A 22,313-nucleotide genomic window follows, 5' to 3' on the forward strand; every position below is an offset into this window, starting at 1 on the left:
GGAATTCCCGCGGGATTTTATGCCGCCTATTCGGCGTTATCCAGTTCCGTCTGATACTTATCCTGAAGTTTCTGCAGTTCACCCTGAATGTCCGTAATATTACCGTAAATCACACCTTCACGGAACGTTACGAATGCTTTTGCAAGTTCTGCGGAGCAGGAGCAGAGTGCCGGGATTCCGTTTTCCGGTGAATTGGCAAGTTCTCTCTCCAGTTTATACATTTCATCTCCGTCTTTTGTCAGACTTACATTGTCAAACTCAGCATCACTTGTGGGAATACTTCTCCACTGCGCAAAGTTATCCTCATTGACTGCACCTGACATACAGAATTTGATAAACAGTGCTGCCAGTTCAGGATTCTGGGAACCTTTCGGAACCGCAAACACATTTGTCTGGAATGTGGTGCTGTCCGCACGTCCGCCTTCCGGTACCGGAACTGCGCATACTTCATAGTTTACATCAGGAGCGTACACACGCAGTGCATTGGAGAACCAGTTGCCTGTGATAGTCATACCGACTTTTCCTGTCATAAAAGCATGGTCAGGTGAGAACATTCCGCCAAGACCTGAGGTGAAGGAGGAAATCCTTTCCGGATCATATTTCTCGCCGTAGGACTGCAGCCATTCCATACAGGATACCATCTGCGGGGAGGTAAGGTTTAATTTGTTTGTATCCGCATCATACACATCAGCTCCGAAGAAGAAGGGAAGGGTAAATGCGTCATCCTTCAGATCCAGCCACGGGATCAGACCAAATCTGGCATAGCTTCCGTCGTCGTTCTGAATGGTCATGGCCTCCGCCCACTGATCTAATTCGTCCAGGGTCTTCGGCGGATTCTCCGGGTCAAGCCCTGCTTCTTTTGCTATATCAGGATTGTAGTATAAAAGCATAACATTCGTATCCTGAGGAATCAGGTATGGCTCATCCTTGTAGTAAATTACATCCTTACAGCCGTCAAAAAAGTTGTCCACATTCAGGTTTACCTGTTCCAGATAAGGCTCAAGCATCTCAAAGCTGCCGTTGGCCGCATAGGAATATGCCGCTGTCGCATTATCGCATATTACCAGGTCAGGTGCCTGGCCTCCGGCGATCGCAGAGAGGAGCTTGCCGTTGTTAATGCCTGCGCCGTCAGGTACGAACTGTACGTTGCATTTGATACCTTTATCTTTATATAATTCATTGAATGCATCCACGCGGCTCTGGTCCCAGACCTGGGAATCCCCGGTAAATGCCGACCAATATGTAAATTCACCTGTCAGATCCGTATCCTCGGCCTCCAGCCCCATGGACTTTAATTCCTCTGCAGACATCTTTACGGATTCCTGCGCCTCTGTGGTTTCCCTTTTTTCTTCCGTCTTATTTTCCTCTGTCCCCGTGGTGGACGTGTCCCCCGATGCAGAGCTGCTGTCTCCGCCGCATCCGGCCAGTGTACCTGCTGCCATACATAACGTTAAGAATGCTGCTACTAATTTTTTCTTCATACGTTTCTCCTTTCCTGCTTTACCCTCTATACCTTATTTTTTCGGTTCGTATTTCACCTGTACAAATGTCCCCAGTTTTTCTTTGCTGTCAAAGACTGTGTAATTTCCGCCCTCATATTCCCCGTAATGGCGGATTGGCATATCGTTTTCCTCAAAGTATTTTACTGCCGCGTCTCTGTCATCTGTCATAAACGCAATATGGTGGATACCGTCACCGTTTTTCTCCAGGAAATCCTTCCAGGAACTCGGTTCCTCATCAGGCTCTGTAAGCTCCAGAACTACCTGGCCCAGATTAAATACCGCAAGTTTTGCTCTTGTTTTGCTGGGCATCCCCTTGAATTGTGTGTGTGCCACGGATTCCTCGGGAACCCGGAATATCTCCGGCTTCGGAACGCCGAAAAGTTTTGCGTACTCCTCTGTTGTCTTTTCCAGGTCTTTCACCACCAGGGCTACCTGGCAGATCGTCTTGCCATCAATTACTCCCATGAATAAATCCTTTCTTTGCTTGTATTCGTTTTAACCTTCACGCGCTTCGGTTTCGATATGTTTACTATAGCATTGAAGCAGAGTGTTTTCTATTAATTTATTGCTATATAGTCACTATTTATTGCTTTATATTTTGAAGTAATGCAAATTATCAATATGCAATTAGCACATTCTCACACATTAACTGTGGCATTTTTGTGTAATATGCACATTTATTTATCGCAATATTTAACCTATAATATCTAGTATAAGAATCTATTGTGTGTGTTTGTTAAAATTTGTCTATTTAATTATCATTTGCAATATTTTATTATGCTTTTTTACAATTAAAATCATAAGGAGTAATTTGTTATGATCAAAGCCGATTTATCAGAACCTATGTACTTTGAACATGATATGTCCATCAATGTATCCTATGGACATTACTATTCCCGCTTTCCCATGCACTGGCACAGCTTTATGGAGATTGTGGCACCGCTGTCCAATGACATGTCTATCACCCTTGGAAATGAAACATATGCACTCACGGAAAACCAGTTTGCCCTGGTACCTCCCCGCAGCCTGCACTCTCTGACAAAAAATAGTACGGTACCCTGTCTGGTCCTGCAATTTTCCAATATGCTGCTGCCTCAGCTCCATGATTTCATCATCCACAGACAGCTCCTCTGCTGCCAGCCTGTCATTGACGTGACGGACGCTGTACCATTTAGCGACAATCCGCTGGAAACACTTATAAAGATCAAGGGACTGTTCTACAGCGATATCAGCTTCAAGGAAATGCGCATGTATGAAGAACTTCTCCATTTTTTCATTGTGATAGGGGAACATAATTATCAGATCAAGAATTCACTCTCTGCCCAGAAAACACCGCAGCAGAAAGCATACGACAGAAAATTCGATGCGGTTACAGAATACATAAAAGAACATTATACAGAACAAATCAGCCTGGAAGACCTGGCTGCCTTTGCCGGATTCAGCAAATACCATTTTTCAAGGATTTTCAAGGAATATTACCAGATGTCCCTGCCTGAATATATTACATCCCTGCGGGTATCACGCGCAACGGAACTCCTGGAGAATCCGGACCTGTCCATTATGGATGTTGCGCTGCAGTCGGGTTTTTCCAGTCTGCCGTCTTTTAACAGAACATTTAAACAGATCAATAACTGCACGCCATCCCAATTCAGGAAGATGTTTGATCATTTTCCCGGATAGGAATTGCAAAGTATGTCTTTACAAACATGCAAATACATGATATATTGAAAATATAAAGGACAGCCGCCCACAAGGTGAGTTGACCGTTATGATGAGAAGAAAGACCACCCGTCCACTGGCCAAAGTTTCAGGGTGGTTTTTCTATGTAGATTACTTACAAAACATAAATATGAATGTAAGTAATGCCAATAGGAACAGACCAAAGGTCATTATATCCTGAAAATCGAAATGATTTTTCATAGACATCACCCCCATTCTATAGAACAGAGGCCACCCCACCCTGCAACACGGCTATCCGTCTTTACATTATAGCATTCACTTATAGCATAAGCAATCTGTAATTTTGCACAAAAAGCAACCGGAAGAAGGATTAACGTCCCATCTTCCGGTCTTTAGGAAAATCTTATCTACACCGAACTCGTATAGAAAGGTAAATTATTTTCTCGGATAAAAATTGCAAAGTATATCTTTACAAATATGCGAATGCATGATATATTAAAAATATAAAGGACAGCCGCCCACAAGGTGAGTTGACCATCATAAGATATAGAGAGACCACCCTTCGACCGGTCAAAGTTTCAGGGTGGTTTTTCTATGTAGATTACTTACAAAACATAAATATGAATGTAAGTAATGCCAATAGGAACAGACCAAAGGTCATTATATCCTGAAAAAAAACCAGAAAAAGGACTAGATTCCTTTTTCCGGTTTTTCATATTTTTATATCAACTTACTCAATTCCCATCAGATCACACAGTGACAGAATATAAATCCTTCCCGCATTCACCGCATCCTCAATATCCACATTCTCATTATAAGAATGGATACCTTCCGTATTGGACGGACCATACTGAATGGTTGGAATGCCCTGTGCGCGGTACTCTCTGGCATCGCTGGATGCCCACTGGTAAGCCGGGATCACGTCGATTCCCCACAGTGCCTCTGCATTTTTCTTCACTGTCTGGACAATGGCTGCATCCTCATCTGTGTAGTTTCCTTCACTCTTCCACTGCGCTTCGTACTCAATGCCTGTCTCACCGCTCTCACGGATGATAGTGCGCACCATCTCTTCAATCTCCTCATGGTCCACACCGATAGGCAGACGTACATCCACGATTGCCTCACAGTAATCCGGAACCATATTCGGGCGTGTTCCGCCCTGAATCACGCCGACATTGGCGGAAACATGGCTGATCACCTCACCGATTCCCGGCTCGCCGATCTCCTGCTGCGCGATGAGCTTGGAGTTCTCCAGGGCATGAGCCTGGCTGTCCTTGAAATGGCCTTCAATCTTTGTCAGACCCTGCAGCTTATCCAGAACCTTGGAAAGCTTGATGATGGCATTTTCCCCTTTAAATCCGCCCAGGCTTCCGTGTGCAGATTTGCCGTAGGCCTTCATGATCAGGGTCAGACCACCCTTCTGGCCGATTTCAATGGTATTGTTGGATGTCGGCTCTGCGATCAGGCAGGCATTTGCATCCTTGGCATAGCCATTTTCACACAGCCATTTAGAACCGTATTCTCCGCCGCTCTCCTCATCGGATACAATGTGCAGACGGACATTTCCGTTTAAAGGAGCACCTGACTCTGTAAGGATCTTCATGGCAAACAGAAGGCCGGCCACACCGGCTTTCATGTCGGAAGTTCCTCTTCCCAGAATCAGCTTGTCTGTCACTTCACCGGAGAAGGGATCAAAGTCCCACTGTTCTCTGTCGCCGGCAGGAACCACGTCCACATGTCCGTTTAAGATCACGCTGAAGCCGTCCTCTTTGCCGATTTTCGCAAGTACACACGGGAAATCAGGATGCGCGGCAACTTCCTCGCTGTCAATACCTGCCTCTTTCAGGTAATTCTTAACAAAGTCTACAACTTCTCTCTGTGTTCCTGTAGGATTTTCACTTGGGATCCGGATCAGGTCAGAAACCAGTTTAATAAAATCATCTGTCTGGCTTTCAGCCAGTTTCAGGATCTCTGCTCTTGTAATATTACTCATTTTCGCTCACACTTTCTTGTCAAATGCAGTAATCCGGCTCATTTGCCAAACCACTGCTGTCAAATGATATCCATTTTATTTCTCATCATACAGGAAGCAGGCAACCTGATGGCCCTCTCCCTGATTCATCAGCTTAGGTGTTTCTTTACGGCAACGCTCCATGCACTGCGGACATCTGCCTGCCAGCGGACAGCCTATCTGTTCTCCGATAGGACTGGGGATATCTCCCTTTAAGACGATTCTCTCTTTCTTTACAAAAGGAGATTCCGTGGGAATCGCGGACAGCAGTGCCTTTGTATAGGGATGCAGCGGGTTGTCGTACAGTTTATCCGCGTCACACAATTCCACGATCCTTCCCAGATACATAATGGCGATCCTGTCACTTACATGCTTGATGACACCCAGGTCATGGGAGATAAACACATAGGTCAGGTTATATTCCTTCTGCAGACGGTTAAACAGGTTCAGCACCTGGGCCTGGATAGATACGTCCAGTGCGGAAACCGGCTCATCGCAGATGATCAGCTTGGGATTCAGGGCAAGGGCGCGGGCAACATTGATACGCTGCCTCTGGCCGCCTGAAAACTCATGAGGGAAACGGTTTACGTGCTGTACATCAAGGCCGACCTCACGCATGAGGCCCAGCACCTTGTCATCCCTTTTCTTCTTGTCCGGCTCCAGCTTGTGTACCACAAGAGGCTCCGCAATGATCTTCGCCGCTGTTTTTCTGGGGTCCAGGGAAGAATAGGGGTCCTGGAATACCATCTGGATATCCCTCTTTAAATCCTTCAGCTCTTTCCCCTGTAAGGAGAAAATGTCTCTGCCATTGTACTCCACACTTCCGGAAGTGGCTTTGTGAAGCTGGATGAGAGTCTTTCCAAATGTGGATTTACCGCATCCTGATTCTCCGATGATACCCAGTGTCTCACCCTCATAGATATCCACGGAAACGTCATTGACCGCGTGGAGGATCTGGGGCTGCTCACCGAATTTACTGGCTTTTATCTTAAATTCTTTGGTCAGATTCCTGACCTTCATAAGAACCTTTTTCTCATCCTTCATTTTCTTCGTTCACTTCCCCTCTGACTAATTTGTTCTCCAGATTCTGCCTGTGACATGCCACAAAATGACCCGGCTCCACTTCAACGAGAGGCGGAACCTCAGCACGGCATTTTTCCGTCACATACGGGCAGCGGTTGTAGAAATTACAGCATTTACCTGTCAGACGCAGATCAGGCGGTGTACCCGGAATGGTGTTCAGCATACCCTTGTTCTCGTCAGAGAGCTTTGGCATGGAATCCAGAAGTCCCCATGTATACGGGTGCAGGGGTTTGGAGTACAGCTCCTTGGTGGTTGCGTACTCAACAGTATTGCCTGCGTACAGGACCATAACGGTATCGCACATCTCCCACACAACGCCCAGGTTATGGGTAATCAGCAGAATGGAGGTATTGTACTCATCCTGCAGCTCTTTTAACAGGGCCAGCACCTGTGCCTGAACGGTAACGTCAAGGGCAGTGGTAGGCTCATCGGCGATAACCAGCTTCGGCTTGCAGCACACAGCCATAGCGATGATGACACGCTGGCACATACCGCCGGACAGCTCGTAAGGATATGCCTCCATACGTTTTTCCGGCTGGGGGATGCCCACTTTATTCAGGGCTTCCACTGCCATATTCCAGGCTGTTTTCTTATCCACATCCTGATGGGCACAGATCATCTCAACCATCTGGTTTCCAATCTTAAATACAGGGTCCAGACTTGTCATAGGATCCTGGAAGATAACTGCTATATCCTTGCCGCGGAAGTCCAGAAGCTCTTTTTTATTAAGCTTCAGCACATCCTTGCCGTCAAAGTTGATCTCACCGCCCACGATCTTTCCGGTACGCGGCGGGAGCAGACGTATGATGGATGAGGAGCTTACACTCTTTCCTGAGCCGGATTCTCCCACGATTCCCATGGTCTCACCTTTTTTCAACTCAAAACTGACACCATCCACCGCTTTTGACACGCCGCTTGCAAGGAAAAAATATGTCTTCAAATCTTTTACTGTCAGTAAGGTATCACTCATAATAACTCCTCATCTATTCGTATTTTTCCTTCATTTCCTTAAAGTCTCTTCTGATCGCCTCCAAAAGTTCCGGATTCGTCAGAACATCCACTGCCGTCATTGCCATAGCCTTGGAGCCAACAGCGATCGTCTTGTGTCCGGCCTCGCTGTAGCAGGCATCCTCAAACTCTTTTGTATGACCTCTGGTCTCAGGCACTACCAGGACATAAGACTGAAGTCCCGGTATCTCATGGGTCACATTGCCCATATCTGTACAGCCGATACCCAGGGCTCTTTCCCTCGGCTTAACAATTTCGCCCAGATCTGTAAAATTCTTCCGAAGAGCCTCTTCCAGAGACTGATTGTTACGGATATCCTCATAGGCAAGTCCGTCGTCGGAAATCTCAAGTCTTGTATTGGTGATCTCCGCTACGTGTTCACATATCTTTTTAAAGCGTTCCAGCAGTTCCAGCTTATACTTCATGCTGAAGGAACGAATTGTAAATCTGGCCTGGCAGTGGTCCGGAATATAGATGGGTTCCTCTCCGCCTTTGGAGATGATACCCAGAATTTTTCCTTTGTCAGCCAGCTCCAGACGCATGGAGTTCACGATCTGGAACAGATCCAGGATGGGATTCAGGGCACTGATACCTTCCTCCGGCCATGTGGCTGCATGGGATGTCTTCCCATAGTAATCCACGATCAGGTCTGTTCTGGAATAGGAAATGTCATTTACCACGGTGTCACTGGCAGAGTGCAGAATCATGGCAATATCCAGTTCTTTGAAAGCGCCGTTGTTCAGCATGATGATCTTGCCGCCGCCGCCTTCCTCTGCGGGGGTGCCGAATACGGTGACTTTTCCGCCGATATCATCAATGACGGAATGAACTGCTTCGCCGGCTCCTACAGCCATGGCACACATCAGATTATGTCCGCAGGAATGACCCATTCCGGGAACAGCGTCGAACTCCCCGAAGATACCGATATTGGGTCCTTCTTTTCCTGTGTCGTATACAGCCTTTACGGAGGTCTCAATCCCTCCGACACCTGTTGTCACTTCAAATCCGAATTTCTTCAGAAGCTCGGACATGGACTTACAGGCATGAAATTCCTCAAAATTATATTCCGGATGTTCCCAAACTGTGTTGGAAAGTCCGATCAGCTCAGGCAGAATCTCCTCTACCCTCTTCTGTACTCTCTCTTTAAAATCGCTCATCTGGCACCTCCTGCTTATTTCTTCATCTTCGGGTCAAGGACATCACGGATACCGTCACCCAGAAGGTTGAATCCGAGAACTGTAACAAGGATAAACAGACCTGAGATCATGGCTACATGAGGAGCCGTATTCAGGCAGTCTTTACCCTGACGCAGGATACTTCCCCAGGATGAAGTAGGTGTGGAGATACCAAGTCCCAGAAAGCTCAGAGCAGCCTCGGAAATAATGGCACCTGCAACGCCTAATGTAGCGTAAACAATAACCGGGGAGAGAATGTTCGGCAGAATGTGTGAGAACAGCATCCTGATATTGGATACACCGATAACTCTTCCCGCATTACAGTATTCCTCGTTCTTGACTATATGTACCTCACCGCGGACCACTCGGGCGAAGCTGGGCACATTACCCACACCGATGGCTATGATAACATTGACCACGCCCGGCCCCAGAACTGTCATCAGGATGATAGACAGAAGTACGAATGGGAAAGCCAGAAGACCGTCCATGATACGCATGATAACCGCGTCCACGAATCCGCCCATGTAACCGGCGATCAGGCCCAGCAGGATTCCAATAATACCTGCAACAATGGTACCGCCCACTGCAACGATGATGGAAACACGGGAACCGTAAAGGATTCTGGCAAACAGATCACGCCCGAACTCGTCCGTTCCGAAAATATGGCCGTTCTGTCCGGGTGTCAGGAAAGTATCCAGAGGATGAATCTCATCCGGGTCCACGCTTGTAATGACAGGAGCAAAAATGGCAATGATCACCATGAACAGCACGATGACAAGGCCGATCATAGCAGTCTTGTTTCTTTTCAGTTTGTTCCAGACATTATTGGCCCGGCGTTCTTTTTTCAGCATTTCCTCATGGGCTTTTGCGCCTAAGGCTTCTGTATTCTGTGCGTTCATTTACTTTCCTCCTTTTCCGCTTTCGTAGCTTACTCTCGGGTTGATCAGCATGTAGACCACATCCACCAGCAGGTTGACCACAACGAACACCACTGCGATGAACAGAACGGTTCCCTGGATCAGCTGATAGTCCCTGTTGTCAATGGCACTTACGATCATGGTACCCATTCCGGGCCAGGAGAAAATACTCTCCGTCAGGATAGCACCGGTAAATGCCTGGGCAAGCTGAAGGCCCAGCACGGTAACGATTGGCGGAAGCGCATTTTTCAGTGCATGCTTCCAGATGACTACGCTCTCTTTGATACCTCTTGCACGGAGGGATTTGATAGAGTCATTATTGATAACTTCCAGCATACTGGAACGTGTGATTCTTGCAAATGTAGCTGTAGGTATGGTTGCCAGACAGAAACAGGGCAGAATCATATGGCTGATGAAATCACCCAGGCCATTACTCAGATCTCCCATACCCAGAGCCGGCAGCCACCCCAGATTTACACTGAAGGTCATAACCAGCATCATACCTAACCAGAAGATTGGCATGGACACACCCACCAGCGCCAGGATCATGAACACGTAATCCAGAATTGAATACTGGTGCAGTGCAGAAAATACGCCTATGGCAAGTCCGATGATCAGAGCGATCACAAGACTTGTGAGAGTGATGACAAGTGTATTTGGGATTCTCTCCGCGATCAGGGTTGTCACCGGTTTATTGTACACATAGGATTTTCCGAAATCCCCTTTCAGGACATTGAACATGTAATCTACATACTGTTCCGCCTTACTCTTATTCAGTCCCATTTCCTCTTCCAGTTCCGCTATGGCGTCCGGAGATGCCTGGGGCCCGAGCACGCTTCGGGCAGGATTACCTGGAATCATTCTGGTCAGAACAAAAGTCACCGTAACTACGATCAAGAGGGTTGGAATACTTTGTAAAATTCTTTTCAAAATGGTTTTTAACACGAATTTCTACCGCCCTTTTCATTTAATCTGACAAGCAGGGGGCATCGCGAACAGCAATACCCCCTGCAACCTCATTTACTCTTAACTTAACTGATTACTGCACTTTCCAGACATTTGTCCAAGGTGTTACAAAGAACATCTGGTTGTCTGCCTTCTGTACGAAATCCTGCACAGCCGGATTCAGGCCATGGATAACATTCTCATTAGAGTAGAAGATACCCGGCAGCTGTTCTGTAACGATCCTAAGTGCTTTTTTATACATTTCCGCACGTTCATTCTGGTCGGTCGCTTTCAATGCATCGTCAAGCAGCTGGTCAACTTCTGCGTTGGAGAATCCCTGTCCGTTTCCAAGAGCACCAATCTCTTTGCTGGAGAACAGTTTGTTCAGGAAGAAGTACGGGTCCGGATACCATGTCCAGGACATACCGTACATATCAGCGTTTCCTGAAGATGCGGACTCACTGAAGGTACCCCACTCGCTCTTGTTAATGTTTACTGTAACATTCAGGTTTGTCTTTAAGTAAGCCTGTACCAGAGTTGCCATTTTTTCACGTAATGCTGTGTTTGAAATATAAAGGTCGCATTCAAATCCATCCGGATATCCAGCTTCTGTAAGGAGCTTCTTAGCGCCTTCCGGATCGTAATCCGGAACCAGTTCTTCACAGGATGCGTCATATCCCCATGATCCCGGCGGCAGAGATAATTTAGCCGGAACAGCTTCACCGTACTGGTAGATGCTGGCTGTCATTTCCTCTACGTTGATTGCTTTGATCAATGCTTCTCTTACTTTTATGTCGGCTGTCGGTCCATTTACCTGATTGAAGTAAATGTAAGCCACGTGCAGACCCGGCATCTCCATTAACTGCAGCTTGGAATCATCACGTACGGACTGAACAGCTTCGCCGGTGATACTGGATGCGATGTCGATCTCACCAGTTTTCAGGGCATTTGCTGCCTGGTTGGAATCTGTGATCACTTTGAATACCAGTTTGTCCAGGTTCGGTTCAGCTACCCAGTAATCCGGGTTCTTAACCAGTACAGACTGCTGGTCAAGCTCGAAGGATTCCATTGCGAACGGACCGGTACCTACCAGATGCGCACCGAACTCATCGCCCCATCCCTCAACTTCTTCTTTGGGAACTACGGAGTTTCCTGCGTCTGTGAGGGCTGTCAGGAATGCTGCATTCGGCTCAGCCAGTGTACATGTAACTTCCCAGTCACCTGTCACTTCTGCGTTCTCCAGCATATCCAGACGGTTCAGGGATGATTCCTTTGCGGAACGGTTTAAGGAATAAGCAACATCATCTGCTGTCATCTCACGTCCATCCTGGTATTTACCTTTCTGGAACTTAACACCCTGGCGGATCTTGAACACATATGTAAGTCCGTCGTCGCTTACTGTCCAGCTCTCTGCCAGTGAAGGTACGATTTCTGATAAATCCTTGTTGTACTCAACAACTCTGTCACATACATTGTTGATTACCTGGCCTTCATAGGAACCTGTATACATAGCCGGGTCCAGATTCCTCGGTGAAGAGGACAGGGATACGGTAAGGGTACCACCCTTTGTAGGTTCATCAGGCACTTCAATCTTTTCTTTTTCCACCTGTTTTGTTTCGCCGCCGGATTCTGTTCCTGCTTCGGTTCCCTTGTCAGCCGTGTCTTTTTTGCTGTCGTTTCCTGAGCTTCCACACGCTGTCAGGGAGGATACACAGAGTACAGCAGCAAGAGCTAATGCTAAACTCTTTCTTTTCATAATTTTCCTCCTTTTACTGCCTTGTTGTAATACTTTACCAAGATAAAGTTATTTATTTGCCCCATCTCTATCAAATTTTCCTCAACGAAATGTAGCCTGAGACAAATTTTATAGGTATTATACCTTTTAGTGCTTTAAATTGCAACTCCTTTTTCGACATAATATGCAAATTCCTATTGATTTTCAGCGGTCATTGTTATAGACTGGATAAAAACGCACATTTATGGGAGGAATTTGTAATGATATTAAGACAGGTTCTGGAATTATTCGACTTGCTCGACACACCGTCAGCAAACGGAAAACAGATCACAGATTTATTAAAAGAGCGCGGCGCACACGAAGTAACCGTGGAAACCGTCACAAGTGAAAAAGGCAGCACAGACTGCATCACTGTACTGATCAAGGGCAGCAACGGAAAATCAAGCGGCGGCAGCGCACCGACTCTGGGTATCATCGGACGTCTGGGCGGCCTGGGCGCACGTCCGGAACTGACAGGCTTCGTTTCCGACGGCGACGGTGCTCTGGCAGCACTCTCCGCAGGCCTCAAGCTGGCAGAGATGAACAAAAACGGCGATGTACTCAAAGGCGACATCCTGGTTGCCACTCACATCTGCCCGGATGCTCCTACACAGGACCACTATCCTGTTCCGTTCATGGATTCATCCATCGACATGCAGACCAACAACGAAAAAGAAGTGGACCCGCGCATGGATGCCATTATCTCCATTGACACCACAAAGGGAAACAAAGTCATCAACACCAACGGCTTTGCCATCTCCCCAACTATCAAAAGCGGCTACATTCTGGAAGTCAGCGATGACCTCTTAGACGTAATGACCCGCGTGACCGGAAAACTGCCCTATGTATTCCCGGTTTCCCAGCAGGACATCACACCTTACGGCAATGACCTGCACCACTTAAACAGCATCCTGCAGCCCGCAACCGCTACAGATGCCCCGGTAGTAGGTGTAGCCATCACCACAGAGCAGCCGGTAGCCGGCTGTGCAACAGGTGCCAGCCATCCTCTCGACGTAGAATCTGCAGCAAGATTCGCGGTTGAGGTAGCCAAAGATTACGGAGAAGGCAAAATTTCCTTCTACAACGAACAGGAATACGCTCACCTTCTGGAACTCTACGGCGAAATGAAAGTCTTCCAGACCTTCGGCAAATAAACAAACACAGTTACGAAACAAATACAAATCTCACAACAAAAGACAAGGTGCTCACTATGAAAAAATCTGATATGAACAACACTCCGGCCAGCCGGACACAGACAAAAATAGGAGCCATCACCATAGGACAGAGTCCCCGGACCGACATTACCGGGGACATCTGTCCTTTATTGGCTCCCAACATCACCCTGCAGGAATACGGTGCCCTGGACCCTTTTGACGCTGACTACATCAACCAAAACTTTGCCCCCGGCCCTGACAGCTCCGTTCTGGTCACCCGCATGCGCGACGCCTCCCAGGTCATCATCGGTGAGGAGCACATCCTACCTCTGGTCCAGTCCTGCATCACCCGTGCCGAAGCCGACGGCTGCCAGGCCACCGTCCTCCTATGCACAGGCAAATTTCCCAAACTAAAACACCAAAAGATGCTCATCATCCCCCAGCCCCTTATACACAGCGTCCTCAAAAAGCTGGCCGATGACCGCCCCATAGGCCTCCTGGTCCCCGACGAATCCCAAATCCCCCAGGCGGAAAGCTGGTTCTCTGAGAGCGACATTCAAATCAAGGTCCGTGCCCTCTCCCCCTACCTTGAAATCACCCTCCTGGAAGAGCGTGCCCAGTCCCTCCGCCAGGAAAACCTCTCCCTCATCCTCCCGGACTGCATGGGCTACAGCATCTCCATAAAAAGAGAACTGGAACACCTCCTATCCGTCCCAGTCCTCCTTCCCCGCACCTTCATAGCCTCCCTCCTAAACGAACTCTACGGCTCCTGACCCCCAGGAGCCCCCTTCATCCCAACGGCACCTCCTACCTCTTTTTTCTGAACCCTGTTCTGCAGCTTCCCCTTGTTATCCCTACCTCCTTTTCACAGCCAGACATAAGCGAAGGAAGATCTGGCAGGCCCCGGCAGTTCTCTGCCTCCCTATCTTTCTGAACCCTGTTCCGCAGCTTTCCCTCAGTATCCCTACTACCTTTTCACAGCCAGGCATAAGCGGAGGAAGGCCGGGCAGGCCCCAGCGGTTCTCTTTCGCGGGCAGCCTCCGCAGGCAAGTCCTGCTTAGGCAAAACGAGGCCCCGGTCAAGGAGAATTTTCGGTTACCATCCGAAATTTCAGGGCAGTTGAGCCATTCAGCCATAAAGGCTGGATGGCGGTTCTGCCCGGTGCCTTGACCGGGGCCTCGTTTTGACTTAGCAGGACTTGCCTGCGGAGGCTGCCCGCGAAAGAGAACCGCTGGGGCCTGCCTGGTCTTCCTCCGCTTATGCCGTCCGTGAGCCACTTTGGTCCGTGAGCCACTAAAAATCCTTAATTATTATAAACAACCACCCCATCAATAACAACCCACTTCACCAAAGACTCCACCCGAAGCGGACTCCCACTCATCACTACAACATCTCCATCCTTCCCCACTTCCAGCGACCCGACTCTATCCTCAACTCCCAAATGTTTTGCAGGATTTATCGTAATCGCCTTCAAAGCATCAAACTCATCCATCCCCGCCTTCACAGCAAGTCCTGCGCAAAGCGGCAGATATTCCTGAGGAATCACCGGCGCATCCGTGATAATAGAAACCTGGCATCCCATAGAAGCCAAAACTCCCGGCGTCGTCCAACTCTTATTCTGCAGCTCAAACTTCGTGGCATGAGTCAGCGTCGGTCCCACAGCCATAGGCACGTGCTCACCCGCCAGCTCATCTGCGATCATATGTCCCTCTGTCACATGCTCCAGCGTAATATCCAGCCCAAACTCTTTTGCAATACGCAGGGCTGTAAATATATCATTAGCCTGATGTGCATGTGCCTTCAGAGGTATCTCTTTCTTCAGTACAGGGATCAGGGACTCCAGCTTCAGATTAAACTCCGGCTGCTTCTGCACATCATCCCCTGCCGCCTCTTTCTTCTCCATATAAGCCTTTGCCTTAAACAGCTCATTCCTGAGAAGTGCCGCAGTTGTCATCCTGGAGGTATCCCCCTTATCCTGGTAACAGTTCTTGGGGTTCTCCCCGAACGCACACTTCATTGCCACAGGATATTTCACTACCATTTTATCAATCCGTTTACCCGCAGTCTTCACTGCCGCAAAGGTTCCCCCCAGTACATCCGCACTGCCCGGACCGGTTCCTATGCAAGTTACTCCTGCTTCTCTTGCATGCTGGAAGCATGGGTCAAAGGGATTGATTCCGTCGATCGCGCGAAGCTGAGGCGTCACCAGATCGTTGAGTTCACAGTAATCCCTTCCCTCATAACCGATTCCGTAACCGTCCAGACCGGTGTGGCAGTGTGCCTCCACAAACCCCGGATACACCTCCAGGCCCTCCGCGTCGACCACTTCTGTCCCCTCCGGAATTTCCAGATCCGCACCGATTCCGCGAATTTTTCCATCCTCGATCAAGACATCTCCTTTGATGGGTTCCTTCTGTGTCATTGTGTAAATCAGACCATTTTTAATGCATAACATAATCTTATCCTCCGTAAAATTTTACTCTTATGTTATCATACTGCAATTCCTGCAGTTAGACAATACTGCTTTCAGCGATACCCTTTCGCAGCACTGGCTTTACGGAGTCTCTTTATACACATCTGTATGTACACCGCCGATTTTGCCGTCAGAGGTAAAGGAGATCATCATATTCCAGGACTGATCCGCAAATTCACAGGGCACCTGCACATTGGAATAATCTCCCGCCTGATCTCCCAGCCAAGCGGCTTTTGTTCCTTTATATTCACCTGACGCTTGCACAGCAGACGTTATAGACTGTTCCAGTTCCCCGCTGTCCACGATTGCTTTCATCTCATCCTCATACTCATAATTATTTACCAGATTATCATGATTGGCAGCAATCAGATCCTCTGTAAAAGCAACCGCAGTCTCCATGAGCTTCCTTCCATCACTCTCAGAAATCTGTTCTGCCTCTGCTGCCGGCCCTTCCGTATCAACCTCCGGCACATCTTCCCCCGGTGTCTCCGCGTCTGCAGAAGCTTCCTGCTTCTTATCATCCTTACCGGTATCCTTATCAGCCTTATCTGTCTTGTCCCCGCAGCCTGCCAGTGCAAATACTGCTGCTGCCATTAAAATGACTAATGCTTTTTTTCTCATTATACTCCTCCTGTCTGCGGCAGCGCCGCTGTTAATTCGTTTCTGCTTACACTATACCATGTCTTTTAAAAATCGCAAAGCACCATTACATAAAATATGGTTTTTTATGCTCAAAAACGACATAGTTTCTTCATATAATAATGTCATTCTTTACCAATCTTCAGAAATTGTCGATGATTATCCGTTGCCATTTCAGGAAAGATGCGTTACTATAGGACTGACCTGTTGACTATATTCGATAGAAAGGATTTACCATGCAGTTACAAGTTAAAAACATGCTTTCTAACCGTTCACGCATTTATGTTCTCTGTGAATTAGTCTTTCTCGCGGGAGTTTTTGTCTTCTGCGCGTACTGGGCACACCTGCTGCCTCTGGATGCCGGTCCTGACGAAAAAATGCGTTATGATATCCCCATGTACATTTACGAACACGGCAGACTCCCCCACGGCGGTGACCCCTCCATAAGAAATCCCATATGGGGAACCTCCTATGCGTTTCTGCCCATATTATCCTATATAATATCAGCCCTGTTCATGAAAATCATGAGCATTTTCTCCACAGACCCCCAGCATCTTCTGTGGGCCGCCAGGCTTGTATCTGCCTGCTTTACCACCGGAGCTGTATTCTTTGTCTTCCGCGCCGGCAAAAAACTGTTTGACGGATACAGCAAATGGTTCTTTGTCTGTCTGGTAGCTGTTCTGCCTGAGGCTCTGTTCATGGGTGTCTATGTAAATAACGACGCCATGGCGATCTGCTGCGGCGCGGCGATCATATACTACTGGATCATTGGCATGGAGAGGAATTGGGATATCCCCAGCTGTGTACTACTTGGCCTCTGGCTTGGGCTGTGCGCCATGTCATATCTGAACGCTTACGGCTTTCTGCTCTGCAGCATTTTTGTCTTTACCCTGAGCTGCCTGACCGACAGTAAAAAGCAGATTGACTGGAAATACTGGCTGAAACGGGGGCTTGTGGTTGCGGCTTTCGGCCTCCTGATCTGCGGATGGTGGTTTGTCCGCAATTATATGATTTACGACGGAGACTGGCTGGGGCTGGCTACCAGCAACGACTTTGCCGACCGGTATGCACAGGAGCAGTTCCGCCCCTCCACTGCCCTCTCCTCCGGACGGGCACAGGGCTACACCATCCTCTCCATGCTCACCGGACACTGGATGTTTGATGTCCTGCGCAGTTTTGTGGGTGTGTTCGGGCAGTTCCAATACTGGGTGGATTCCTGGATCATTGTCCTTTACTACATTTTATTCACAGCAGGACTGATCGGATGCCTGATGCAGGCGGGTAAAATGTTCCGAATCCGGAAGGATGGGGAGATACAGAAAAAGGCTGTTTTCAACTGGGGAATGCTGATCGCTGCCCTCACGCCTGTCATCCTGAACTTTTATCATTCCTACTGGGTGGATTACCAACCTCAGGGACGCTATATGCTGCCCGGGCTTGTGCCCATGATGTACTTCACTGTATGCGGTATCACATATTTGGCAGAACGCTTTATCCCTAAAATGAAATACCGGAATATCCTGTCAGCTATTCTCTGCAGTGCTCTGGTACTGATCACCATAAAAGAATTTTTCCGTATTTATTAAAAAAGCTTCCCGCACGCCATGTGCGGAAAGCTTTTTTCTGCGGTAAAATACCCTTGTATTTACAGCCTTTTTTCAAACCCATATTCCCGCAGTACAAAGTCATCAAATTTCTCCTCATAAATGCCCTCTGCCTGTGCAAACCCATTCTCACGATACAAATTCACTGCAGGTTCATTGATATCTACAACGAACAGGCGCAGATACTCCGCATTTTTCTGCAAAGCAAGTTCCGCCGCGTTCCTAAGCATTACCCTGCCCAATCCCTGCCGCAGGTACTTTACATTCACACCGAGCCGGTCTATATAAAGAGCTTTTGCATCTGCATTTTCCCATTTCACAAAAGGTTCCCCCTCATTGGATTCACATAAGGCAAACGCTGCCGCTATGTCATCCCCATTTTTGAGTATATACAGGCGGCCAGCCCTGATATCCTCCTCCAAAAACGCACAGGGATAGATCTCATCCCATATCCGGACATTGCTGTGGTTCATATGGTCTGTTATTTCCCTGAACATTGCCTTTAATTCCGGCAGCTCTCCCATATACGCCGGCCTTACATCCATATCCGCACCTCCCTTATTTTTTCCTCACATCACTGGGTTTACACCCGTATATCTCCCGGAACATTCTGTTAAACAGCTTATAATTGGCAAACCCATGCTTCTCCGACAGTTCCATGACCCCTTCCCCTGTACTGCACAGATCATGGTAAATATGCATCAGCCGTATCTGGTTTACATAACGCGAAAATGTCACGCCCATATTCTGCCTGAAGAAACGGCTGAAATACTCCCTGCTCAAATAAAAATGGGATGCAATCTCCTCCAGAGATATTTTCTCCGCGTGATGTTCTTCAATATAGGCCGTCATCTCCGCCAAACGTTCCAAAACAGTTTCATCGTTCACCGCTCCTGCAAAATCCTCCGCAGCAGAGAAATGGTTCACCAGTTCAAAAAGCACCTCCATAGCCACAGCCTGGCTCTGCAGGCGGTAACCCGGAGGCCTGGTCACATACAGGGGCGGCAGACGCTTTAAAAGTCCGCATATCTCCAGGTATTTATCCAGTTTTTCCTTTTTCAGCGTCTGTCTGGAACAATGGATACGGTACTCGTCAATCTTTGACATATAATTCTTCATAATGGCCCTGGAATAGTGGATCACCACCATCATGGAGACTCTGGCACACTGTGCCTCATGGATCTGATTGGAATCCACAACAAGAAATTCCCCTGCCACCAGACTGTTGTCTTTTCCTTCTATAGTAATAGTCGCCGTCCCGTTCAGCACATAGATCAGCTCAATGGCGGAATGCCAGTGGGGCGGGCTGTACCGTCCCTTCTTTGTATGGTAGGCAATATGGATCCCTGTTTTCTCAAGCTCGAACAACGGCTCATAAATCATTTTCTGCAAATAAATACCTCCGTCAATGTCAACATTGCCCTAATAAATAGCTAAAGAAATATCTAAAATCTGCTGTTAACTCATGATAACATAATATACGTAGTAAGGAAAAGCAAAAAATGAAAGGAGATTTCATTATGAACAAATACACAATGTATGCGGGTACTGCAGGGGCTATCCAGACAGCGGAAGCAAAAGAAGAAAAGAAAGCATCCTTATGGGAGCGTTTCATAAACTATATGATTGAAAATGTAGACATCATCGCACCGGGTATCATTATGATGAACGGCGGTTATTACGTGCCGACAAAAAAATAATATAACCGCTATGAGAGAAAAACAGTTCAAAACACACCGGAACGAATAAACAGCAGGATAAGCTATCAAAAGCCGCCTGCTGTTTTTCTTATTCACATCTTTATTTTTCCTACTCGATCTCCCTTAACTGCTCCACCACACTGCCTTTGTTCCAAAGTCTGTCCACAATGGCAGAAATAGCGGCTGAGAGAAGAAGACAGATCAGCGCAGTGACAACCGCCGGAAGAATAGCAAACCGGTATCTGGCAAACCACCATCCTGCCGTCAGACCTTTAACCAATGTCAGGGAAACCACTGCACTGATGGCGATTCCCGCTGTGCCTGCCAGTATAGCGTACATGATGCCCTCATATATAAATAATTTTCTGAGCTGTCCCTTTGTCATGCCAATGCTCCTCATAGACGCAAATTCCCTCTGCCTTGCTATGGCACCTGTAAAGATCACGTTGATCAGATTGAGCACACCGATCACTCCCAGGATCAGGGATACAATAATTCCCACCGCATTGTAAGTTCCCTGGGTTTCTTTAAACTCCTCTTCCGCTGCCAGCCTGGTCAGCACGGACAATCCGTTTTTTTCTGAATAATCCTGCATGTAGGAATTTATGCTGTCAAAATAACCTTCTTCTGTGTCAAACAGACAGTGGATCGGATTTTGGCTGTCCGGGAACATCTGTGCAAAGACCGGTTCCGCAAACGTAATCGATTCGTATCCGCCTGAACTGTAGGACATATTCAGGGAATTCATTGTACCAATCACAGCCATTATAGTATATTCCTTCTTATTCCCCTGGATATCCAGTTCTATCTTATCCCCCGCGTGAAACTCCTGTGCATCAAAATTATATTCTCCCCTGTCGCTGAGGAAGCCGTTCGCCACAACATAATCACCGGAACAGAGCTTTTCATAGTCAATCTCTCCCTCAATCACCTCTGCTCTCATAAAAGCATTTTCATCAAAACCATACATCATCCTGTTTCTGTCAAACTTTGTTATATCGTCAGGTGTTGCCTCTCCGTTTATCTTCGTCACCTTTGCCAGGTCTGCTTGATCCTCTGTATTCTCCTCATCGGGGACCATCCGCACATATACCTGGCTGAAATCCTTTATGCCTTCCAGTCCGGCAAGCTCCTGTGCTGCTTTGCGGGGAACCACTTTGAGATAATCTTCCGTCATACTTTTCAGATACTCATCACTGCGCACATCAAAATCCGCGGCGGTCTGATGGTTTACATAAGTTTCCTTATCCATACTTCCGGTAAAATTTAATACGCTGTTCAGGAGAATGACGCTCAGACAAATGGATAAAATCACCAGAACCGTTTTCCCCTTGCTTCTTCCCAGGTTGGCTGCTGCCATCTGCAGGATGCGGTTCCTGGAATCCTTGCCTTTTTTCTGTTTCTTCTTTCCGCTCCCGGTTCCATGGTATTTTAGGGCTTCCACCGGGGAGATTTTTCCGGCTATTTTTCCGGGCCTGCTGCAACTTATCCTCACCGTGAGAAGTGTAAATGCAGCGGCAAACAGCCATACCCACACATTTGGCTTAATAAATACGGTTTCGCTGTAAGATGTACTGGCCATGACCAGAGGCTGCAGCGCATTGCCGAGCAGCCATCCCAGTACCAGGCCTGCCGGAATCCCCACCAGGGAGAGCATCATGCCCTGACGGCTTACCATGTAACGGATCTGCCTCGGTGCAGTCCCGATGGTCTTGAGCTGACCGTACAGGCGAATGTCCTTTTCAATGGAAATCTTAAAAATGTTGTATATGATCAGATAACCGGCCAGTAAAATGAGCAGCACCCCTACTGCCATGATCACTATGGTCTGTCCGGAATCCATGGATTTTGTCTCGTATACAGGATTCACATGGTGAATGATAAATCCTTCCTCACCACGTTCCGCATCCGGGTTATAACCCATCTTTTTCACGATACTGTCCAGGGTTTCCCTGATCTTCTTTTCAGAGGCGAAGGTTCCTCTGACCGTATAGCTGTCCCTCTCCGATTCGGCATATTGAGAACTGAGTTCCCCGATCACTTTATCCGCAAAACTGTCGGTTACCATGATCGTGGTGCGCTGTTCATGTTCCATTCCCTTCCAGATTCCGCATACTGTCATCTGCGCTTCTTTTTTACCTTCTATGGTTTCATATTCCAGTGTAAAAGATGTACCGGTTTCTTCGGGAAGTCCGAGGAGATCCAGAACTACGGTGTCACAGGCTATCTCGTTATCTTTTTCCGGGTAATGTCCCTTTTCCAGGTTCATGAAACTGTTTTCCGCGGCTGCCTTGCTCATCCAGCCGACTGTGGCTGTCAAATTCTTAAATTCCGGGTTTACAGCAATGGCAATACTTCTTTCCATACCCGTCTCTGTAAATACCGGGTCCTCTGCCAGCTCATCTGCCTGCCCTTTGGAAAGCCCTTTAATGGATACCATATACCTGGTCCCTGCCTGGCGGAACATCTGCTCTTTTGTGGATATCATTGTCCCCTGTGCCACGGTTGCAAGCGCCGTAAATAATACTGCCGTAAGAATAATGGCAAGCACTGCTATGATGTTCCTGTTTCTGTTTGCCTTTAGGCAGTTGTTGGACAGGGTTTTGATAAATTTTTTATTGTTGTTGTTCAGCACCATTACCTTGTCC

General features: G+C 47.7%; 19 protein-coding genes. 5 read left to right on the forward strand and 14 right to left on the reverse strand.

Features of this window, described 5'->3' with window-relative positions; genetic code table 11:
* Window positions 1-26 precede the first annotated feature (26 nt).
* Window positions 27-1,481: an extracellular solute-binding protein gene (locus tag WMO65_RS21055; RefSeq protein ID WP_349064654.1), complete on the reverse strand. Its 1,455-nt coding sequence runs from the start codon at window positions 1,479-1,481 to the stop codon at window positions 27-29.
* A 33-nt stretch (window positions 1,482-1,514) separates the two neighbouring features.
* Window positions 1,515-1,967, reverse strand: coding sequence for a VOC family protein (locus tag WMO65_RS21060; protein WP_033139649.1), 453 nt, complete (start codon window positions 1,965-1,967; stop codon window positions 1,515-1,517).
* A 351-nt stretch (window positions 1,968-2,318) separates the two neighbouring features.
* On the opposite strand from WMO65_RS21060, the gene WMO65_RS21065 reads away from it, so the two are divergent.
* On the forward strand, window positions 2,319-3,182 hold the full coding sequence (locus tag WMO65_RS21065; protein ID WP_148391837.1) for an AraC family transcriptional regulator: 864 nt from the start codon (window positions 2,319-2,321) through the stop codon (window positions 3,180-3,182).
* Window positions 3,183-3,912: 730 nt separating this feature from the next.
* Here the strand turns inward: WMO65_RS21065 and WMO65_RS21070 are convergent.
* From WMO65_RS21070 to WMO65_RS21100, 7 genes are all read right to left on the reverse strand, one after another.
* A complete protein-coding gene (locus WMO65_RS21070; RefSeq protein ID WP_187370538.1) occupies window positions 3,913-5,175 on the reverse strand; it encodes a M20 family metallopeptidase in 1,263 nt (420 codons plus the stop codon).
* Between the two features lie 75 nt (window positions 5,176-5,250).
* On the reverse strand, window positions 5,251-6,237 hold the full coding sequence (locus tag WMO65_RS21075) for an ABC transporter ATP-binding protein (protein ID WP_033140002.1): 987 nt from the start codon (window positions 6,235-6,237) through the stop codon (window positions 5,251-5,253).
* Window positions 6,227-7,246, reverse strand: a complete 1,020-nt coding sequence (locus WMO65_RS21080; protein WP_033140003.1) for an ABC transporter ATP-binding protein — start codon at window positions 7,244-7,246, stop codon at window positions 6,227-6,229. The genes WMO65_RS21075 and WMO65_RS21080 overlap by 11 nt, the downstream gene beginning before the upstream one ends.
* 13 nt (window positions 7,247-7,259) lie before the next feature.
* Window positions 7,260-8,441 (reverse strand): M20 family metallopeptidase, encoded by a 1,182-nt coding sequence (locus WMO65_RS21085; protein WP_033140004.1) that lies wholly within the window; start codon window positions 8,439-8,441, stop codon window positions 7,260-7,262.
* A gap of 14 nt (window positions 8,442-8,455) precedes the next feature.
* Window positions 8,456-9,358: an ABC transporter permease gene (locus tag WMO65_RS21090; protein ID WP_148391836.1), complete on the reverse strand. Its 903-nt coding sequence runs from the start codon at window positions 9,356-9,358 to the stop codon at window positions 8,456-8,458.
* Entirely contained in the window at window positions 9,359-10,321 is a 963-nt protein-coding gene (locus tag WMO65_RS21095) for an ABC transporter permease (protein WP_033140006.1), read from the reverse strand.
* Between the two features lie 94 nt (window positions 10,322-10,415).
* On the reverse strand, window positions 10,416-12,077 hold the full coding sequence (locus WMO65_RS21100) for an ABC transporter substrate-binding protein (RefSeq protein ID WP_033140007.1): 1,662 nt from the start codon (window positions 12,075-12,077) through the stop codon (window positions 10,416-10,418).
* Between the two features lie 239 nt (window positions 12,078-12,316).
* Here WMO65_RS21100 and WMO65_RS21105 point away from each other — a divergent pair, with 239 nt between their 5' ends.
* Together WMO65_RS21105 and WMO65_RS21110 are read left to right on the forward strand one after the other, a co-directional pair.
* Entirely contained in the window at window positions 12,317-13,249 is a 933-nt protein-coding gene (locus tag WMO65_RS21105; protein WP_033140008.1) for a DUF1177 domain-containing protein, read from the forward strand.
* Between the two features lie 56 nt (window positions 13,250-13,305).
* Window positions 13,306-14,022, forward strand: a complete 717-nt coding sequence (locus WMO65_RS21110) for an AroM family protein (protein WP_148391835.1) — start codon at window positions 13,306-13,308, stop codon at window positions 14,020-14,022.
* 530 nt (window positions 14,023-14,552) lie between these two features.
* Here WMO65_RS21110 and WMO65_RS21115 read toward each other — a convergent pair.
* Both WMO65_RS21115 and WMO65_RS21120 read right to left on the reverse strand, forming a co-directional pair.
* Window positions 14,553-15,704 (reverse strand): amidohydrolase, encoded by a 1,152-nt coding sequence (locus WMO65_RS21115; protein ID WP_148391834.1) that lies wholly within the window; start codon window positions 15,702-15,704, stop codon window positions 14,553-14,555.
* Between the two features lie 99 nt (window positions 15,705-15,803).
* Window positions 15,804-16,343 carry a DUF3887 domain-containing protein gene (locus WMO65_RS21120; protein ID WP_148391833.1) on the reverse strand — a complete coding sequence of 180 codons (540 nt, stop codon included), beginning with the start codon at window positions 16,341-16,343 and terminating at the stop codon, window positions 15,804-15,806.
* 254 nt (window positions 16,344-16,597) lie between these two features.
* Between WMO65_RS21120 and WMO65_RS21125 the strand changes: the two genes are divergently transcribed.
* The gene (locus tag WMO65_RS21125) at window positions 16,598-17,947 is read left to right on the forward strand and encodes an ArnT family glycosyltransferase (RefSeq protein ID WP_148391832.1); all 1,350 of its coding nucleotides are present in this window, start codon (window positions 16,598-16,600) and stop codon (window positions 17,945-17,947) included.
* Between the two features lie 59 nt (window positions 17,948-18,006).
* Here the strand turns inward: WMO65_RS21125 and WMO65_RS21130 are convergent, their stop codons facing one another.
* Window positions 18,007-18,510: a GNAT family N-acetyltransferase gene (locus WMO65_RS21130; RefSeq protein ID WP_148391831.1), complete on the reverse strand. Its 504-nt coding sequence runs from the start codon at window positions 18,508-18,510 to the stop codon at window positions 18,007-18,009.
* Window positions 18,511-18,523: 13 nt separating this feature from the next.
* The gene (locus WMO65_RS21135) at window positions 18,524-19,348 is read right to left on the reverse strand and encodes an AraC family transcriptional regulator (RefSeq protein ID WP_148391902.1); all 825 of its coding nucleotides are present in this window, start codon (window positions 19,346-19,348) and stop codon (window positions 18,524-18,526) included.
* A gap of 137 nt (window positions 19,349-19,485) precedes the next feature.
* Here WMO65_RS21135 and WMO65_RS21140 point away from each other — a divergent pair, with 137 nt between their 5' ends.
* Window positions 19,486-19,665 (forward strand): hypothetical protein, encoded by a 180-nt coding sequence (locus tag WMO65_RS21140; protein WP_054351777.1) that lies wholly within the window; start codon window positions 19,486-19,488, stop codon window positions 19,663-19,665.
* A gap of 109 nt (window positions 19,666-19,774) precedes the next feature.
* Here the strand turns inward: WMO65_RS21140 and WMO65_RS21145 are convergent, their stop codons facing one another.
* Window positions 19,775-22,303, reverse strand: coding sequence for an ABC transporter permease (locus tag WMO65_RS21145; RefSeq protein WP_148391830.1), 2,529 nt, complete (start codon window positions 22,301-22,303; stop codon window positions 19,775-19,777).
* Window positions 22,304-22,313 lie beyond the last annotated feature (10 nt).

This window comes from Blautia caccae (assembly GCF_040095955.1).
Lineage (GTDB): Bacteria > Bacillota > Clostridia > Lachnospirales > Lachnospiraceae > Blautia > Blautia celeris.

Coding starts and splice junctions, on each gene's coding strand:
- WMO65_RS21115 (WP_148391834.1), bottom strand. CDS start 15,704: ATGTTATGCATTAAAAATGGTCTGATTTACACAATGACACAGAAGGAA.
- WMO65_RS21110 (WP_148391835.1), top strand. CDS start 13,306: ATGAAAAAATCTGATATGAACAACACTCCGGCCAGCCGGACACAGACA.
- WMO65_RS21125 (WP_148391832.1), top strand. CDS start 16,598: ATGCAGTTACAAGTTAAAAACATGCTTTCTAACCGTTCACGCATTTAT.
- WMO65_RS21090 (WP_148391836.1), bottom strand. CDS start 9,358: ATGAACGCACAGAATACAGAAGCCTTAGGCGCAAAAGCCCATGAGGAA.
- WMO65_RS21055 (WP_349064654.1), bottom strand. CDS start 1,481: ATGAAGAAAAAATTAGTAGCAGCATTCTTAACGTTATGTATGGCAGCA.
- WMO65_RS21085 (WP_033140004.1), bottom strand. CDS start 8,441: ATGAGCGATTTTAAAGAGAGAGTACAGAAGAGGGTAGAGGAGATTCTG.
- WMO65_RS21070 (WP_187370538.1), bottom strand. CDS start 5,175: ATGAGTAATATTACAAGAGCAGAGATCCTGAAACTGGCTGAAAGCCAG.
- WMO65_RS21100 (WP_033140007.1), bottom strand. CDS start 12,077: ATGAAAAGAAAGAGTTTAGCATTAGCTCTTGCTGCTGTACTCTGTGTA.
- WMO65_RS21145 (WP_148391830.1), bottom strand. CDS start 22,303: ATGGTGCTGAACAACAACAATAAAAAATTTATCAAAACCCTGTCCAAC.
- WMO65_RS21105 (WP_033140008.1), top strand. CDS start 12,317: ATGATATTAAGACAGGTTCTGGAATTATTCGACTTGCTCGACACACCG.
- WMO65_RS21060 (WP_033139649.1), bottom strand. CDS start 1,967: ATGGGAGTAATTGATGGCAAGACGATCTGCCAGGTAGCCCTGGTGGTG.
- WMO65_RS21120 (WP_148391833.1), bottom strand. CDS start 16,343: ATGAGAAAAAAAGCATTAGTCATTTTAATGGCAGCAGCAGTATTTGCA.
- WMO65_RS21130 (WP_148391831.1), bottom strand. CDS start 18,510: ATGGATGTAAGGCCGGCGTATATGGGAGAGCTGCCGGAATTAAAGGCA.
- WMO65_RS21080 (WP_033140003.1), bottom strand. CDS start 7,246: ATGAGTGATACCTTACTGACAGTAAAAGATTTGAAGACATATTTTTTC.
- WMO65_RS21140 (WP_054351777.1), top strand. CDS start 19,486: ATGAACAAATACACAATGTATGCGGGTACTGCAGGGGCTATCCAGACA.
- WMO65_RS21075 (WP_033140002.1), bottom strand. CDS start 6,237: ATGAAGGATGAGAAAAAGGTTCTTATGAAGGTCAGGAATCTGACCAAA.
- WMO65_RS21135 (WP_148391902.1), bottom strand. CDS start 19,348: ATGATTTATGAGCCGTTGTTCGAGCTTGAGAAAACAGGGATCCATATT.
- WMO65_RS21065 (WP_148391837.1), top strand. CDS start 2,319: ATGATCAAAGCCGATTTATCAGAACCTATGTACTTTGAACATGATATG.